The sequence below is a fragment of the Paramaledivibacter caminithermalis DSM 15212 genome, assembly GCF_900142245.1.
Lineage (GTDB): Bacteria > Bacillota > Clostridia > Peptostreptococcales > Caminicellaceae > Paramaledivibacter > Paramaledivibacter caminithermalis.
Window position 1 is genome coordinate 15,380 of sequence record NZ_FRAG01000025.1, and the last position, 14,895, is coordinate 30,274.

Consider the following 14,895-nt stretch of genomic DNA (forward strand, 5'->3'; position numbering starts at 1 on the left):
ATTATATATTAATTGGTAATATTTATCAATATGCTCTGTTGTTTTTTTATCGACATTTTTCACAAATTCCTTCGATCTGTATCACTATTTTTTTTACAATGAAATCATTATGTATATCCAATATCTTTTCTATAATATTAATATCTTTTATTTCTACATATCTTATCAATCCACACTTTTTACATATCATTGTGTAGTAATTATTATTCAATAGCTGAAATCTCCTTGTTCCCTTATTAATATTATAGCAATATATTTCTCCAAGCTCTGCCAGTTTTTTAACTGCTCTAAATGCTGTTCTCCTACTTATAACCTTTTTATCCTTATTAATTACTTCCATAAGCTCATTAACATCAAAGGTTTTAAAGGGATTTAAGCTGAAAACCTCATATATTAACATACTACTCTTTGATAAATTATATCTATTTCCTATAGCTGACATATTATCGACTCTCTTTAATACGTATTTATGATGATTATTGGTTCTAATCTGATATCGAAATCGATAATCATTATCATAAATTACCCTCAAAGTAAATCCAAAATGGTTTATATACTATCTATACTTCTTGCTATTTAATCTCTATACTACTTATCAGTTCTTTAAGAACTTGAATCATGTCAATATTCTTAAGACTTATATTTTGAATCTCCAATACCTCTGATACAAGATTATCATTCTTTATTGCAATATCCTCAATACCCTTAGATTCATCTACAATAGCATTTGTCACTTGACCTATAGATGTAGAAATTGTATTCATTGATTGACTAAATTTATTTGAAGCTTCACTAAAAGTAGTCATTAACTCATGTATTAGCCCTGCATCATTATTATATTTTTCACTTATATCAATCATAGTCTTGTAATCATTGGCTACTTTTTTTTCAAAAAAATTTAACATTTGACTAGCATTATTGGATAAATTATTTACAGAATAATTAACTATATTGATAATATTTTGTATATTAACAACGGTTTTGGATGTTTGCTCTGATAATTTCTTTATTTCCTCAGCCACTACAGAAAAACCTCTTCCTGCTTCACCTGCTCTTGCTGCTTCAATTGCAGCATTTAGCGAAAGCAAATTGGTTCTTTCTGCAATATCTAAGATATTTGAAGCAAGCTCATCTATCTTAGAAACTTTTTTAGACTCTTCTATGGATTTTAAAAGCTCATCTCCTACCTTGTTGTAAATTTTTGTAGAATCTTTCTGAGAATTTATAGCATTTTGTTTAAATTTATTAGCTCTATCATTTATTTTGTTAGATAATTCTGAGCCTTCAAGAGCTTTTTTTGCTATATTCTCGATATCTCGGTTTATTTTCTCTGTTGTAGCTGATATTTGCTGTGAAGAAGCTGCCGTTCCTTCAATTGATGAAGATAATTCTTCTGTAGTTGCTAGGGTATTCATAGAATATTGATTAATATTATCAATAAATTTATTTATAACAATAGCATTATCTTCAATACCTGCTGAAATCTCTTTTAATCTATTATGTAATTGACTAAAAGTTTCTTGTGCTTTAAAAATTGCTCCAGCTAATTTACTTATCCTATCATTGTTCATAATCAAAGGTTGAAGTTCTTCTTTCGTTGCGGAAGAAAAGTCAAACTTATTTATTCTATTTATAGCATTTTCAAGCTTACTAAGAGGCCTAAGTACTTTTTTAGATATCCATAGCCGATCAACAAAAAATCCAATTCCTATTCCCAAAACCATCAATAGAGAATTATTCATTTTTTTCACTTCCTCGTTTTGTTTAAATATTAGTTGAGGAAATTGCATAGTACATTTAAAGAATTTCGAAGTACAAAATGTAGTAGAAAGAGTCAAGAAAGCTATCTACATATTTGTATTTCAAAATTACTAGTGTTGATTATGCAAGTTTCTCAGTTAAGTAAATTCCATAAATATTTTTTGAATTTTTCAATACAAAATGCAGTAGAGATAGTCATGAGAGCAATCTACATATTTTACTTCAAAATTATTATAGAATTTAAGTAAAGACTTTAATTTATGTATATCAAAATATCCAAAGCTTCTAGGGATTTTTGATGTGTATAAATTAAATGTTTTACTAGAATATCTATATATGCTTTGACTTTAATTAAATTTGATTTTTTTTAAGCGAATTTACTTTTGCGTTACTTTTCACTTCCATTAAAGCATTCTCCAAGGCTTGGAGACTACTATTATGGCATCTCAAATTTGGTATATTTTTTTTTCTGGAAATTTTCATTGTCATATCTAATAATTTATGTGATACAACATCAGTAAAGGTTACTATATAATCGGGATTACCTATTCTTTTCATTAAATTTCCTTGCATTTTAGTAAAAACCTTTACCTTACATCCGTGTTTTTTCCCCGTATCTTTGTAAATTCTCTCCATTCTTTCATGTCCTCCTATTATAACAACACTCATAATATTTCACTCCTTTTATAATTGATAACGATTATCATTATTATTTATATTTTATCATATTTTTTCCTATTGTCAACAATATATACTGAATGTTAATTATAATATACAGAACAAAGGTGCCCCTAGGGTGCGTTTTGAGTTGCAAGTTCCAAGTTGCAAATACTGAGGTCTTTCTATTAAGTTTTAAAAGAAAACAATTTGAACCAATATTTTACTGGTAATGGTTTTAATTTTCCTTCTAGCCCTCTATTTTACTTTGTTTTAGCTATGCAATTTCTTGCAAAAAAATTTGAGTTCCTAGACAAAAATAAAGGTGCCCGTAGGGCACGTCAGGCTGTTGACAAAAGCCCAATTTCTGCGTTGCTGCCAAAATTTCCGTTGCTCACTTGCCATCTTAGCAAGCTCCGCTACTCAATTTTGGCGTGCCTTGAACTTGGACTTTTTTCAAAGCCTGTCATCTTGTAGACTTTGTCTACAATCTGAGGTGACCGTAGGGCACGTTTTAATGGGTTGTAAGTTATTGTTTAAACTGATTTCGACTTATTTTTTTGTAAATCAATGATATCAAAAAAAATCCTATTACTGATAACAGTATTATTGTTGCACCAGAAGGAATATTATATTGATAGGATATAAGTAGTCCACTAATACTAAATATAGCCCCTATTATACTGGATAATGTCATCATATTTTTAAGATTATATGTAAATAATTTTGCTATGGCTGTCGGGATTGTTAATAATGCTATTACTAATATTATACCTACAACCTTTGTTAGAATAACTATACTTAAGGATATTAATATAAATAAAGTATATTCAAGTGCCAAAGTATTCACACCTAATGTTTTTGTAAATTCCTCATCAAAAAGATAAGCCCTCCAATAATTGAATATGCAAGCAATAAAAAATATAATTATAAAGCTTAGTATTGCCATCATCTTTATATATAGTGAGGAAACTGTAAGTATATCTCCAAATAAATATGATGTCATATCTGGTGGGTATCCAGGAGTTAGGGAAATAAATAATATCCCTAATGCCATACCAAAGGACCAAAACATACCTATTAGTGTATCTGAATAAGTATTTGTCTTTCTTTTAATAATAGATATCCCTAAAGAAGCTAAAACGGAAAATATAAGACCTCCTATTATAGGCTCTATATCCAATAAATATCCTAGTCCAATTCCTCCAAAGGAAGCATGTGCTATTCCTCCGCTCATACTAACTAGTCGTTTTTGTGTTATAATTGTTCCAATTACACCACATACAATACTTGCTAAAATAGCAGCCATAAATGCATTTTGCATAAATGTATAACCAAACAATGTTTTAATCATCTCTATCCTCCCTATAGCTTACTAATTTCCTGTGGATTATTTCTTCTTTTGTAATAAGCTTATTAGGAAATCCATACATCTTTTTAACGATTCCATGACTTAATTCCAAATCATTTTTATAATATTTTAAAGTTTTATTTACATATGCTATGCTGTCTATGTATGGAAATATATCTTCCGTCTCATGGGTAACGATTAGTATAGTTTTTTCTCGTCTGAGTCTATTTATCATTTCATAAATTTCTTTTTTGGTTTTAGAATCCAAACTTGATGTAGGTTCATCTAATAAAAGAATTTTAGGATCTGTAATTAAAGCTCTGGCTATAAGCACCTTCTGCAATTGTCCTCCTGACAATTGCTTAATTTGCCTGTTTTTAAATTCTAATATGCCTAATTCCTCCATAATTTTTTCTGCATGGTTTATATCTTTGGCAGAATACCTTCTAAACCATTTAATTTTTTTTGGTAATTTACCCATAAGTATTACATCCAAAACATTGATAGGGAAGCTTCTATCAAAAAATGCAAATTGAGGAACGTACCCAATGGGTCCGCTCCCCCTTATGGAAATTGAACCTGTTGTTGGCTTTATAAGTCTTAACAATACTTTAAGCAAAGTAGACTTTCCTCCGCCATTTGGCCCTATTATTCCTAAAAATTCTTTGCTTTTTATTTTCAAATCAATATTTTGGAGTGCACAAACTGAGCCATAATAGACACTCAGGTCTTTTATCTCAACATCATACATCGAAATTTCCTCCTAATACTTTATAGATTTCCCATAGTAAAACTTAATTTATGTATACCAAAATATCCAAAGCTTTTGGGGATTTTTGATATGTATAAATTAACTATTTTACTGGAATATCTATATAACTTCTTTGAATTTACTTGCTATATATCTTAAATTTTCTATATAATTTGGAGCTAAAGGAGCTACTTTTATAGTGGCTCCTTCTATCTCCTTGGCTATTGTTTCTGCTTGCTGACTATCAAATTCTTCTTGATAGAAAATGAACTTAATTTTTTCTTGCTTTGCAAAATCTATAACATCCTGCAGTCTTCTAGTAGTAGCCTCTTTTCCCTCTTCTTCTATAGTAACCATTTTTAATCCATAATCATCAGCAAAATATCCAAAAGATGGATGATATATGATAAATGACTGACCATCTAATTCACTAAGTACCTCTTTAATGTCATTATCTACTTGATCAAGCTTGTCTAGATAAGCAGCCGCATTTTCTGTATATACCTTTGCATTTTCAGGATCAATATTAATCAATTCATTTTTTATTGCATCTATCATAACCTTAACACGCTTTGGAGAAAGCCATATATGAGGATCTCTTCCACTATGATCATGCTTCTTTTCATATTCATGGTAGTGTTCATTCCCCTCTACATCTTCAAAATAACGGTGAGGATAAACTTTTCCAACTATGTCAGCCAATGGTACTACCTTTATATCTTTATTAAAATCATCTATCTTTGGTAATATATTAATATTCTCAGTAGGAACCCCTATTGAAAAATAAACTTTAGCCTTACTAAGTTTAGTCATTTGCATAGGTGTTGGTTGATAATTTGCTGGACTATAGCCTGGAGGAATCATTGTTACAACATCTACCAAATCCCCAGCCACTTCCTTAACAAAGGTTTCCTGTGGAACTATAGACACTGCTACTATAATTTGATTTTTAATAGTATCTATTTCAGTATTTTCTGATTCTTTAGCTTCACAACCAATGATGTTTACTATCATTATCATTATTACTATGTACATAAAACCCCTTTTAAAATCCATTTTTCAACCCTCCTTATTGCGAACAATTTGCATTTTCACCTACAATTTTATCATATGGCATTTTATTGTCAACATAATATTATAGGAATTTAAGTAAATCCTATATGCTAAATAAAATCATATGTTAAAACAATAAAATTTTACAAATAATAATAAATAATTCTACATTTCTCCTTACAATATATAAAATATAAATGAGGAAATTGTATAATACATTTAAAGAATTTTGGAGTACAAAATGTAGTAGAGAGAGCCAAAAAACTATCTACATATTATATTTTAAAATTATTAATGTATTCCTCGAATCTTTAAAGTTATTGTTTCTTTATATTATTTATTATATGATGTTATAAAAGGATTATTTTATTTTGGAGTGAAACTTATGGAGTTAAGAGATATAATAGATAAACTAAAATCTAATGGTTATAAGGTTACTGAACAAAGAAAAGCAATTTTACAAGTACTATCTTCCAACCCAAATAATTTAATTTCCGTTGAAAATCTATTTATTAAGTCAAAAGAAATCTATAATAAAACTAATATGTCTACGATATATAGAAATCTAGAAATATTAGAAAGATTAAATCTTGTATATAAACTTATAACTGAGGATAGCATAGCTTTATACAAATTAGTATGCTCTAATGAACATCATCATCACATCATATGTAAAGAATGTGGAAAAACTGAAATTATAGAATTCTGTCCCATCAATACCCTTAATAAATTAGCAAAAGATAAAAATTTTAATTTAACAAGTCATAAGCTTGAATTATATGGATATTGCGTTGACTGTCAAGCTTCTAAAGATGACTAAGATATTCTATTCATAAATCAAGTATCTTGTCTTTTTATTTCAATTAGACAACCTCAAAAGACAAAAATATGATTCTTCTTAGCTTGTTTTTTTCCATTTTTTTTTTGCATAAAAATTAGGCTATGTCACATTTTCACTGTTCAATAGCCCTTTATTTTGTATTATAATCATTTTTGTATTAAAACATAATCATTTACTTTTACTCCTATATCTCTGGCAATTACAGGACATTTTGCTTTTAACAAAAAGAATATTTTTCTTCCTTCATCTGATAGTGTCTCATAATTTCCTTGTCCTTTACTTATAATAATATCAGCCTTATTATATATTTTTTTAAATTCTTCACTACACTCATCTAAAATTATTCCCGGGGCATCACATCCAGTAGATATGATTTTTGCTCCATGATGTAATTTAGAAGCATAGGCCTCTTTGATTGTAGCATCATTAATAATCGGATTACTTCTCACTGCATATATTATTTCAAGATGTAATAATTCTTCAACTAAAACTCTGTCAAAAACTGTTTCACCAGCATTGTCTCCTATTATTAACAGTAGCTTCCCATTTTTAAGGCTTTTTCTAAGCTTATCTATTTCACAAATTTTAAATTCCTTATCAAATTCCTCTATAAAATTTTCCTTTACACTCTTATCACCATAAATTGCTGCATCCATAATATTACCTACAGCAGATATTTTTAAGGTCCAATATAACCTATCTTTTTGCTTATACAAAAAATACTTCATATCTGGATAAATTTTTTCGGCAGTTTCTATACACCTTTTTTTAAGTTCCTGATAAGGGTCTTGGATTTTCGTATATTTCTTTACTAATTGGTGCATAAATCTTCCTACTTCTGGCGCAGTTGTATATTGGTCTACATTTCCTATAATCTCTGTTGCTTTCATTAATATTTCTTTTTGAAGCTCCTTATCTTTTGTATTCATTCTTGCTGCATCCAATACTTGTCTTAAGAAACAAGGTAAACAATCGAGTTGTATCTCCAATTTTAATCCCCTTTTCTATCAGATATTTCTTTATTATTATTTATATCCGTAACAGTTTTGTCACCATTTATAGTTGAATTAAGTTGTTTCCAAATCATTGGAGATTTTACCTCCTCTAAAGGAAGTACACAATACCCTCTTCCACGACCCGTCATCGAACCTTTGCCATCGGGTCCTGTTCCATCAAATTTTGGCATACAAATATCCCTCCTTTTAATCTTTCAATAATATCAGATATTTATTGTCATATGCCAATAACCTATAGTATAAGGATATCAATATTTTGGGTATATGTCAATAATTTAATTGGAAATATTTTCTGATTTTATTCCTTTTCCAAGCTCCCTATAACATCATTTTCTCCCATGTCTATGTCTCTTCCTAAAACAATTATTACACATCTCCATACCCACGTCGGTGCTACAAACTTTATAGTTTCCACCTTTAACCTTTAAAACTTTACCTGCTATTATACTTTTAGCAATCTTTCTTCTAGCATCATTATATATTCTTTGAACAGTTGAACGTGCCACCCCCATTAATTCAGCACAATCTATTTGATTCATTTCTTCTAAGTCTATAAGCCTTATCGTTTCCAGTTCTTCAACTGTCATAATAACAGCATCCTTATCATTAACATCATCTATATTTACTGGTCCATAAGCTTTAATATCTGGCAGTTTACAAACTCTTCTCCATTTTTTAGGTCTAGGCATTTTACTTCCCTCCCTTATCAATTCCAATTATCAGGTTAAATTTTAAATAGTATTTCAATATATAATTTTGCCCAGTTATCATTCTCAAATTCCTTTGATGATTAATGCTTTAGAAATATTTCAGACCCTTAATAATTATATCTTAGCAAAATAAAGGGGGGAAGTAAATTCACCCCTTTATTTTGCATCGTCCTCTGAATAGTTTTTCAAAGTATCATTTACATTCTTTAGCTCTAACTCTAAAATTTCTTTTTCCTTTTCTAAAATAGCTTTTTGATCCTTAGGGTTTGCATAATAGTTATAAAAAAATCTTCCAAATCCTCTTCTACATCCTAAGCCTGCTCTTCTTCCTCCTCTGCCTAACCCAAAGCTTCTACCATCATTACATTGACCTAAGCCTCTGCCTGTCATAGGTCCCTTTCCAAGTGGTCCTGTTCCATCATTTCTTGGCACTTAAATCATCTCCTCTTTTTTGTTTTGGGTATATACCCTTTATGATTATATTGTATCATGTTTTGGGTATATGTCAATAACTATTGTTATATTTTTATACTTAAACTTGGTATATAAAAGCTGGACAAAGGCGCCCGTAGAGTGCGTTTTGAGTTCCATGTTCCAGGTTTTAAGGTCATTCTTTTAGGTCTAAAAAAACCTTAATTCTTACTTCTAAAACTTTACTTGTAATAGTTTGAATTTTTTCTAGCACTCTATTTTACTATATTTTAACTATTCAATTTTTCGCAAAAAACATTTCAGTTTTTTAACAATAAAAAAAGACCTTAGTAATTAATATACTAAGATCTTTCCTTTATAGAAAAAGGAGAAATGTGAAAGGGTTTATTACTATATAAAAAAGACTCCAATTCAAATCGGAGTCTTTTTTGCTAAAATTTGTAAGTAATCATGCGACTTATTATGTATTAATATATAAGCATTAATATCTATTATAAAATTTCCTAATGCCTTTCCCTCCGAAAGATTAGATGTATTAATAGGCAGGTCTCCTGACTCACGATTCTTCCTCTCCCTTCCTTCCCATCCGCCACTCAATACCATCAATAATAGCATTAAGCACTGGACAGTGGATAAACAGGGTTCGTCATCGTTTACAGTAGCGGGGGCTGTAACGGATTCTCACCGTTTTCCCTTTTAATCTCATATATGATAACCTATTAATTTACTTTTTTCAATTGTTAATAATAATCATAACATAAGCAGGAATCATTGTCAATATCTCGGAAGATTGTGTATCAAGATATTGTAGGAAGAAAATTAAAAAAATTCTAAAAAACTTGCGTAATTACCACTAATATTTTTGAAATACAATAATGTAGATAGCTTTCTTGACTCTCTCTACTACATTTTATACTCCAAAATTCTTTAAATGTATTATGCAATTTCTTCATCTTTAATGATTTTTGTCATAATTTCCTGCATAATATTATTCATGAGAATAGCTCCTTTCATATGCTTTGATGTGTTGCTTTTACACTTCCATCATAACAGAAGAAGCTATTCTCTTTTTATTTTTTTCTACAATAGTTTTACACTAAGTATTTTACTCATTTATCGTTTTAGATCTTTGTTTTATAATTTTACGTTTCTCAATAAATGTTTCTATCAAGCTGTATATCACAGGAATTATTACCATTGTAAGGAATGTGGATACTATCAGTCCTGCCATAAGGGAAACTGCCATAGGTGAAAATAATTCACTACCTGAAAATGCAAGGGGTACAAGTCCCATTACTGTGGTAGCCGCACTTAATATAATGGCATTAAATCTTTTTTCCACTGCATCAATACATGCTTCATCTATAGTATATCCTCGTTTTCTTGAATCATTAATATATTCGATAAGGAGTATCCCATTTTTAACAACCAACCCTATCAATGCCACAACACCTAAAAATGCCATAAATGACAAGGGTTTATCTAATACAAACAGACCAATAGTAGACCCTATTATTGATAGGGGTATTGTCATAAGAATAACCAATGGTTGAATAAAGGAATTAAACTGAATTACAAGGATTATATATATTATGAATATGGCTATAATCGCAAGTATCGCCACAATTGTAAAATACTCTTTAATCATTTCTCTTTCACCATCAAAGGTTATCTTTGCACCAAAAGTATCTATTTTAGGTAATATTTCATTTTCTATCTTATCTTCAACTAATGATGCGTCATAACCTTCAAGCACACCGCCCTCTACTGCAACTGTTTTCTTACATTTATACCTTTTTACACAATCCTTTTTAGGTCCAAACCCTACATTTGCAATCTGCTTAAGAGGTACCTTCTTTCCAGTTATTGAAGATTTAATTTCTAGATTTTCAAGGTCTTTTATACTCTTCATATCACTTTTTATCTTAATATTATATTCTTTACCATCTTTTCTAAATACAGTAGCTGTTGCTCCATACAATCCTATGTTAATTTGTCTTTGAATATCATATTTGGTAACTCCTAGGCTACTCGCCTTATCTTCATCAACATGCACCTCAAATTGGAAAGTGTCATCTGCCATATCTGTCCTTATATTACTGGTCCCCTCAATTTTCTTCACTTCATGCTCCAACTTATTAGCTATTTCTTCTAACCTATCTAAATCTTGTCCTCCTATCTTCACACATACTTTAGGAAGAGGCTTAGCATATTCAAGGAGCTTAACTTGGCAATCTCCATTTGGAATATTTTTATCCAGTAGTTCCTGTAGATAATCGGCAAACTGCTTCCTATTTTTAAACCTCATCTCTCCTTTTTTTCCTAAATCAAACTTACATACCATCTGAGCATAATCCTTTGATGGCATAGCAGGAAGCATCGTTATATAAAATTTAGGCATACCGTCTCCAATAGCAACAGTAGTACTTGTTATTTCAGGCTGCTTTGACAGTAGCTGTGTAACTTCATCCGTTAGCTTTTCTGTTGCATTAATATCTCCTGACTTTTCACAAAACATATCTATATATACCAAATTTTTATCAACATAAGGGAAAAACTGTGAGCTAAGCAGCGGTAAAATAAATTTCACAACCAAAACAAGTACAATAAATACCGTAGCTATAGTTAAAACTTTTGCCTTTAATGCCATTTTCAATGTGTTTCTGAAAAATGCTCTTACAATACCCTCTTTCCTCTTATCTTGCTTTTCAACTTTAAAGAATATTGCAGCCATAGAAGGCATAACAAACATAGCTACCACATAAGAAGCAATAACCGAAATTATTAGAACTAGAGGCACTGTTTTGACAAATTCTCCTACAACACCATGAATACCCAAAAGTGGAGAAAAGGCTGCGATTGTAGTAAGGGTAGCAGTAAAAATTGGTACAGCAGACATCTTAGTACCATTACGCACTGCCGATATTCTGTCCTCCCCATCATTCATTCTCACTTGAATCATATCGCTAACAACTATGGCATTATCCACTAAAATCCCCAAGGCTATAATAAGAGCAGTTAATGAAATCTGATGAATTTTAATTCCACTAAAATACATTACTGTAAAGGTAATCAATATTGAAAGAGGAACAGCAGTGGAAACTACGATAGCATTCCTAAGTCCCATTCCCAAACAAACAACAACAATTACAAATAATACCCCTACCAAAAGATTGTTCATAAATTCATTTGTAGAATCACTTACATCCTGGGGTTGATAGACAACTTCTTGTATCACAAGATCCTCAGGAAGCTGAGCCTTTAATTCATCAATGGCTAATCTCACATCTTTTCCTATAATGACAACATTTTTACTATCCTCAAAATAACCTGTAAGAAGAACAGCATTTTTTCCATCCTGTTTAAATTTCTCAACATCATCTTCAACAATCATCTTTATATCTGCAATATCTCCAAGCCTTGTAACTACTCCTGTTTCTCTTGAAACTGCCACAATGGTATTCCTGATATCCTGAAGTGAAGAATAGTTACCGAAGGTTTTAACCTTAATTTTTTGCTGCCCACATTCAATATCGCCCGATGGAATTTCTATATTTTGAGCCCTAAGTAAGGTATATACATCTTCTAATGATACTCCCAACTGATTAAGTCTTGCTACATCTATTTTTACTTCAACTTCCTTCTCCAAATCGCCATTAATACAAAATCTGGATACTCCCTCTATATCTATCAGCTTTTCTTTAAACTGCTCACCAAAGGATGCAAGCTGTTCATAGCTGTAATTTTCTCCCGATAGACTTATAATAATACCTGCTGTTTCAACAAGGTCTGTATTTATAATACTTTGAAAGCATCCAGCAGGAAGCTCACTTCTTATATCGGCCACAGCATTTCTTACATTCTGCATTGACTGATCTGTATCAACATTACTGTGAAATATGACACCCACAATTGAAACACTATCCTTTGATACCGTCATGCTGTAATCATAGCCATCCAATTCAGATAATTCATCTTCTATCTTCTTTGTAACAAGCTGATCAACATCTTCTGCTGATGCCCCTGGATAGGGTGTTATTACCATTGCTATAGGAGCAGAAACGTCAGGACTCTCCTGTCTTGGAAGATGATAGTAGCATATAACACCCGCAATAGCAATTATTACTGTTAAAAACACTATTATTCTTCTGCGGTCTATCATACTACTTATGAGATTACTCATTATACTCCCTCCCGCCCTATAACTTTTACCTTGATGCCATCACTTAGATTTTTCATTCCGCTGGTTACCACCATATCACCTGCTTTAAGACCTTTAACCCTTATATGATCTCCATATGTTCTTTCTAGCTCCACTATCGTTTTAAATGCTCTGCCGTTTCTTACAACATAGACATAGTTTTCACCATTAGATAAAAGGCATGTAACAGGTATCCAAATAGCCTTCTCTTTTCCTAGATCAAAGTCAACCTTGGCAATAGATCCTAATTTATAAACATTTCCTTGTACTGTTACTTCTGCATTATACGTCCTTGTTTCAGCATCTGGTGCTTCAGCTATATTGGTTACTATTCCTTCTGCCTTCTGTCCATCTACTTCTACATAGGCTTTCATACCGATGTTAATTTTGTTTAAATCTTTTTGTGCAATACCTACATTTACAACCCTCTGAACACTTCTGACAACTACAACGGGATAGCCCTGAGGAATAAGTTCACTTTCTTCAAAGGGAACTTTTACTACACTTCCATCCTGGTCAGCATAAAGTGTTGCATCCTCCAACAGGCTTTTTTTATAGCTATAGTCTGTCTTAGCCTTCTGATATTGTGCCTGTGCCTGATTATATGTATGCTCAGTTGTAGAAACTTGAAGCTTTGCTTTATCGTAGGAATCCTCAGTTACACTTCCTTTTTTATATAATTTTTCAACCCTTGCCAGTAGACTTTGGGCATACTCATAGGCATCCTTAGCCTTTTGTACATTTAAATCAGCTGCTTCTAAGGTAGACTTTGCAGCATTAAACTGAAACTGAAGGTCTTGTATATCAAGCTGAGCAAGCTTATCTCCCTTTTTAACCTCATCTCCTTCATTTACAAAAATTCTTCCTAACTTCCCTGGTGTCTTAAATCCATATTTCACTATATCCTGGGAGTCTACCGTGCCTAAATATGAAAGTAAAACGGGCATTTCAGATTCTTTTATCTCTTCAGCTTTAACAGCTCTCACTTTTTCCTCTACAGCTACTTCTTCTGTTTTAGAGCATCCTGTCAATGTAAGAACTAGTATCAAAATTATTTGCACACTAAATAAAATCTTCTTATTCATATGGAACCTCCTCTACACTGAATAAATTTATAAAGTTCATCGACACTTTTTCATGTACTCCTCCATCTACCCGTTAAATTGTAACTTACCCTTTTCTAGTCATACCTATTGATATCAAGACATACCTCCCTTCAAAATCAACATAAATGAATTCTTATTCACTTTTAAATAATAAAATAAGCGAACGACCATTCATTATTAAGTAAAAAATAATTAGATTTTATTAATACGTTCAGCAAAATCGTTCATTAAAAAACTGATATATTGGAAAAAATTGTTTTTGACATCTTCATCCTTACTGTTCCTCAAAATGCTTATCCCCCCCTGAACAACAGCTACTGCTAAAGCATGGGAAAATTCATACATATTGATACAACTATCAGTATTAAATTTATTAACTAAATTATTTATATTATCTGCAAGCATATCAATGAAATCTTCTATTATATATCCTGTTTTAGTCCCTTTACAACCATCAATTACTATAAAAAAAATTGTTTTATTATCAATGTACAAATCTAAAAAACGATTTAGATTATCAAAAATATAACTCTTATAATCTATATTTTCTAGCATATTTTCCGTATTTATCATTTGAGCCAGTTCTTTAAAAACTGGATTAACAACTTCTTTTAGTAAGGCTTCCTTATTTTCAAAATACCTATACAAATTACCTACAGCGACATCAGCTCCCTTCGAAATATTTTTTATAGATGCCTTATCATATCCTTTTTCTCTAAATTCTTTTATTGCAGATTCAATAATCCTTTTTCTGATTTCTTCTTTTAAAAACTGTGCCAAAATATACCTCCTCTATTTTAAAATTTTAATGGAAATAATAGCCTTTGTCAAATAAACTTTTAAGATATACTGAAATAAGATCAAAGGCGTCTGACGACGGGTTTTACTTGCAAGCTGCAAGTACTAGGGTCTTTCTGGTAAATTTTCTTAAAACAATTTGCACCAATATTTTACTGGCAATAGTTTTGATTTTCCTTATAGTGCTCTGTTTTAGCTATGTAATTTCTTGCGAAAAA

At 30.9% G+C, this 14,895-nt stretch carries 14 protein-coding genes and 1 riboswitch; of the genes, 1 reads left to right on the forward strand and 13 read right to left on the reverse strand.

All coding sequences use genetic code 11. The annotated features are described in order from the left end of the window. Window positions 1–46: 46 nt before the first annotated feature. The 6 genes from BUB36_RS10745 to BUB36_RS10770 form a co-directional block, all read right to left on the reverse strand. On the reverse strand, window positions 47–532 hold the full coding sequence (locus tag BUB36_RS10745) for a transcriptional repressor (RefSeq protein WP_131821249.1): 486 nt from the start codon (window positions 530–532) through the stop codon (window positions 47–49). 40 nt (window positions 533–572) lie between these two features. After that, a complete protein-coding gene (locus tag BUB36_RS10750; RefSeq protein WP_073149821.1) occupies window positions 573–1,742 on the reverse strand; it encodes a methyl-accepting chemotaxis protein in 1,170 nt (389 codons plus the stop codon). A 370-nt stretch (window positions 1,743–2,112) separates the two neighbouring features. Further along, entirely contained in the window at window positions 2,113–2,430 is a 318-nt protein-coding gene (locus BUB36_RS10755) for a DUF2325 domain-containing protein (RefSeq protein WP_073149823.1), read from the reverse strand. Between the two features lie 517 nt (window positions 2,431–2,947). Further along, window positions 2,948–3,772 carry a metal ABC transporter permease gene (locus BUB36_RS10760; protein ID WP_073149825.1) on the reverse strand — a complete coding sequence of 275 codons (825 nt, stop codon included), beginning with the start codon at window positions 3,770–3,772 and terminating at the stop codon, window positions 2,948–2,950. Then, complete coding sequence (locus tag BUB36_RS10765; RefSeq protein WP_073149827.1) at window positions 3,765–4,520, reverse strand: metal ABC transporter ATP-binding protein; 756 nt, start codon at window positions 4,518–4,520, stop codon at window positions 3,765–3,767. Before BUB36_RS10765 ends, BUB36_RS10760 begins: the two co-directional genes overlap by 8 nt. A gap of 120 nt (window positions 4,521–4,640) precedes the next feature. Beyond that, on the reverse strand, window positions 4,641–5,576 hold the full coding sequence (locus BUB36_RS10770; RefSeq protein ID WP_073149829.1) for a metal ABC transporter solute-binding protein, Zn/Mn family: 936 nt from the start codon (window positions 5,574–5,576) through the stop codon (window positions 4,641–4,643). Between the two features lie 382 nt (window positions 5,577–5,958). Between BUB36_RS10770 and BUB36_RS10775 the strand changes: the two genes are divergently transcribed. After that, window positions 5,959–6,393, forward strand: coding sequence for a Fur family transcriptional regulator (locus BUB36_RS10775; RefSeq protein ID WP_073149831.1), 435 nt, complete (start codon window positions 5,959–5,961; stop codon window positions 6,391–6,393). A gap of 167 nt (window positions 6,394–6,560) precedes the next feature. On the opposite strand, the gene BUB36_RS10780 is transcribed toward BUB36_RS10775, so the two are convergent. From BUB36_RS10780 to BUB36_RS10810, 7 genes are all read right to left on the reverse strand, one after another. After that, entirely contained in the window at window positions 6,561–7,403 is an 843-nt protein-coding gene (locus tag BUB36_RS10780) for a damage-control phosphatase ARMT1 family protein (RefSeq protein WP_073149833.1), read from the reverse strand. 2 nt (window positions 7,404–7,405) lie between these two features. Beyond that, on the reverse strand, window positions 7,406–7,600 hold the full coding sequence (locus tag BUB36_RS10785; protein WP_073149835.1) for a DUF5320 domain-containing protein: 195 nt from the start codon (window positions 7,598–7,600) through the stop codon (window positions 7,406–7,408). A gap of 156 nt (window positions 7,601–7,756) precedes the next feature. Next, window positions 7,757–8,119, reverse strand: coding sequence for a DUF134 domain-containing protein (locus BUB36_RS10790; protein ID WP_073149837.1), 363 nt, complete (start codon window positions 8,117–8,119; stop codon window positions 7,757–7,759). A gap of 177 nt (window positions 8,120–8,296) precedes the next feature. Then, entirely contained in the window at window positions 8,297–8,572 is a 276-nt protein-coding gene (locus tag BUB36_RS10795) for a DUF5320 domain-containing protein (protein ID WP_073149840.1), read from the reverse strand. Window positions 8,573–9,096: 524 nt separating this feature from the next. Next, a riboswitch (cobalamin riboswitch) is annotated at window positions 9,097–9,307 on the reverse strand. Window positions 9,308–9,677: 370 nt separating this feature from the next. Next, entirely contained in the window at window positions 9,678–12,755 is a 3,078-nt protein-coding gene (locus BUB36_RS10800; protein WP_073149842.1) for an efflux RND transporter permease subunit, read from the reverse strand. Then, window positions 12,755–13,858: an efflux RND transporter periplasmic adaptor subunit gene (locus BUB36_RS10805; RefSeq protein ID WP_073149844.1), complete on the reverse strand. Its 1,104-nt coding sequence runs from the start codon at window positions 13,856–13,858 to the stop codon at window positions 12,755–12,757. The genes BUB36_RS10800 and BUB36_RS10805 overlap by 1 nt, the downstream gene beginning before the upstream one ends. 213 nt (window positions 13,859–14,071) lie before the next feature. Further along, complete coding sequence (locus BUB36_RS10810; protein WP_073149846.1) at window positions 14,072–14,659, reverse strand: TetR/AcrR family transcriptional regulator; 588 nt, start codon at window positions 14,657–14,659, stop codon at window positions 14,072–14,074. Window positions 14,660–14,895 lie beyond the last annotated feature (236 nt).

Coding starts and splice junctions, on each gene's coding strand:
- BUB36_RS10800 (WP_073149842.1), bottom strand. CDS start 12,755: ATGAGTAATCTCATAAGTAGTATGATAGACCGCAGAAGAATAATAGTG.
- BUB36_RS10765 (WP_073149827.1), bottom strand. CDS start 4,520: ATGTATGATGTTGAGATAAAAGACCTGAGTGTCTATTATGGCTCAGTT.
- BUB36_RS10805 (WP_073149844.1), bottom strand. CDS start 13,858: ATGAATAAGAAGATTTTATTTAGTGTGCAAATAATTTTGATACTAGTT.
- BUB36_RS10790 (WP_073149837.1), bottom strand. CDS start 8,119: ATGCCTAGACCTAAAAAATGGAGAAGAGTTTGTAAACTGCCAGATATT.
- BUB36_RS10775 (WP_073149831.1), top strand. CDS start 5,959: ATGGAGTTAAGAGATATAATAGATAAACTAAAATCTAATGGTTATAAG.
- BUB36_RS10760 (WP_073149825.1), bottom strand. CDS start 3,772: ATGATTAAAACATTGTTTGGTTATACATTTATGCAAAATGCATTTATG.
- BUB36_RS10755 (WP_073149823.1), bottom strand. CDS start 2,430: ATGAGTGTTGTTATAATAGGAGGACATGAAAGAATGGAGAGAATTTAC.
- BUB36_RS10770 (WP_073149829.1), bottom strand. CDS start 5,576: ATGGATTTTAAAAGGGGTTTTATGTACATAGTAATAATGATAATGATA.
- BUB36_RS10750 (WP_073149821.1), bottom strand. CDS start 1,742: ATGAATAATTCTCTATTGATGGTTTTGGGAATAGGAATTGGATTTTTT.
- BUB36_RS10785 (WP_073149835.1), bottom strand. CDS start 7,600: ATGCCAAAATTTGATGGAACAGGACCCGATGGCAAAGGTTCGATGACG.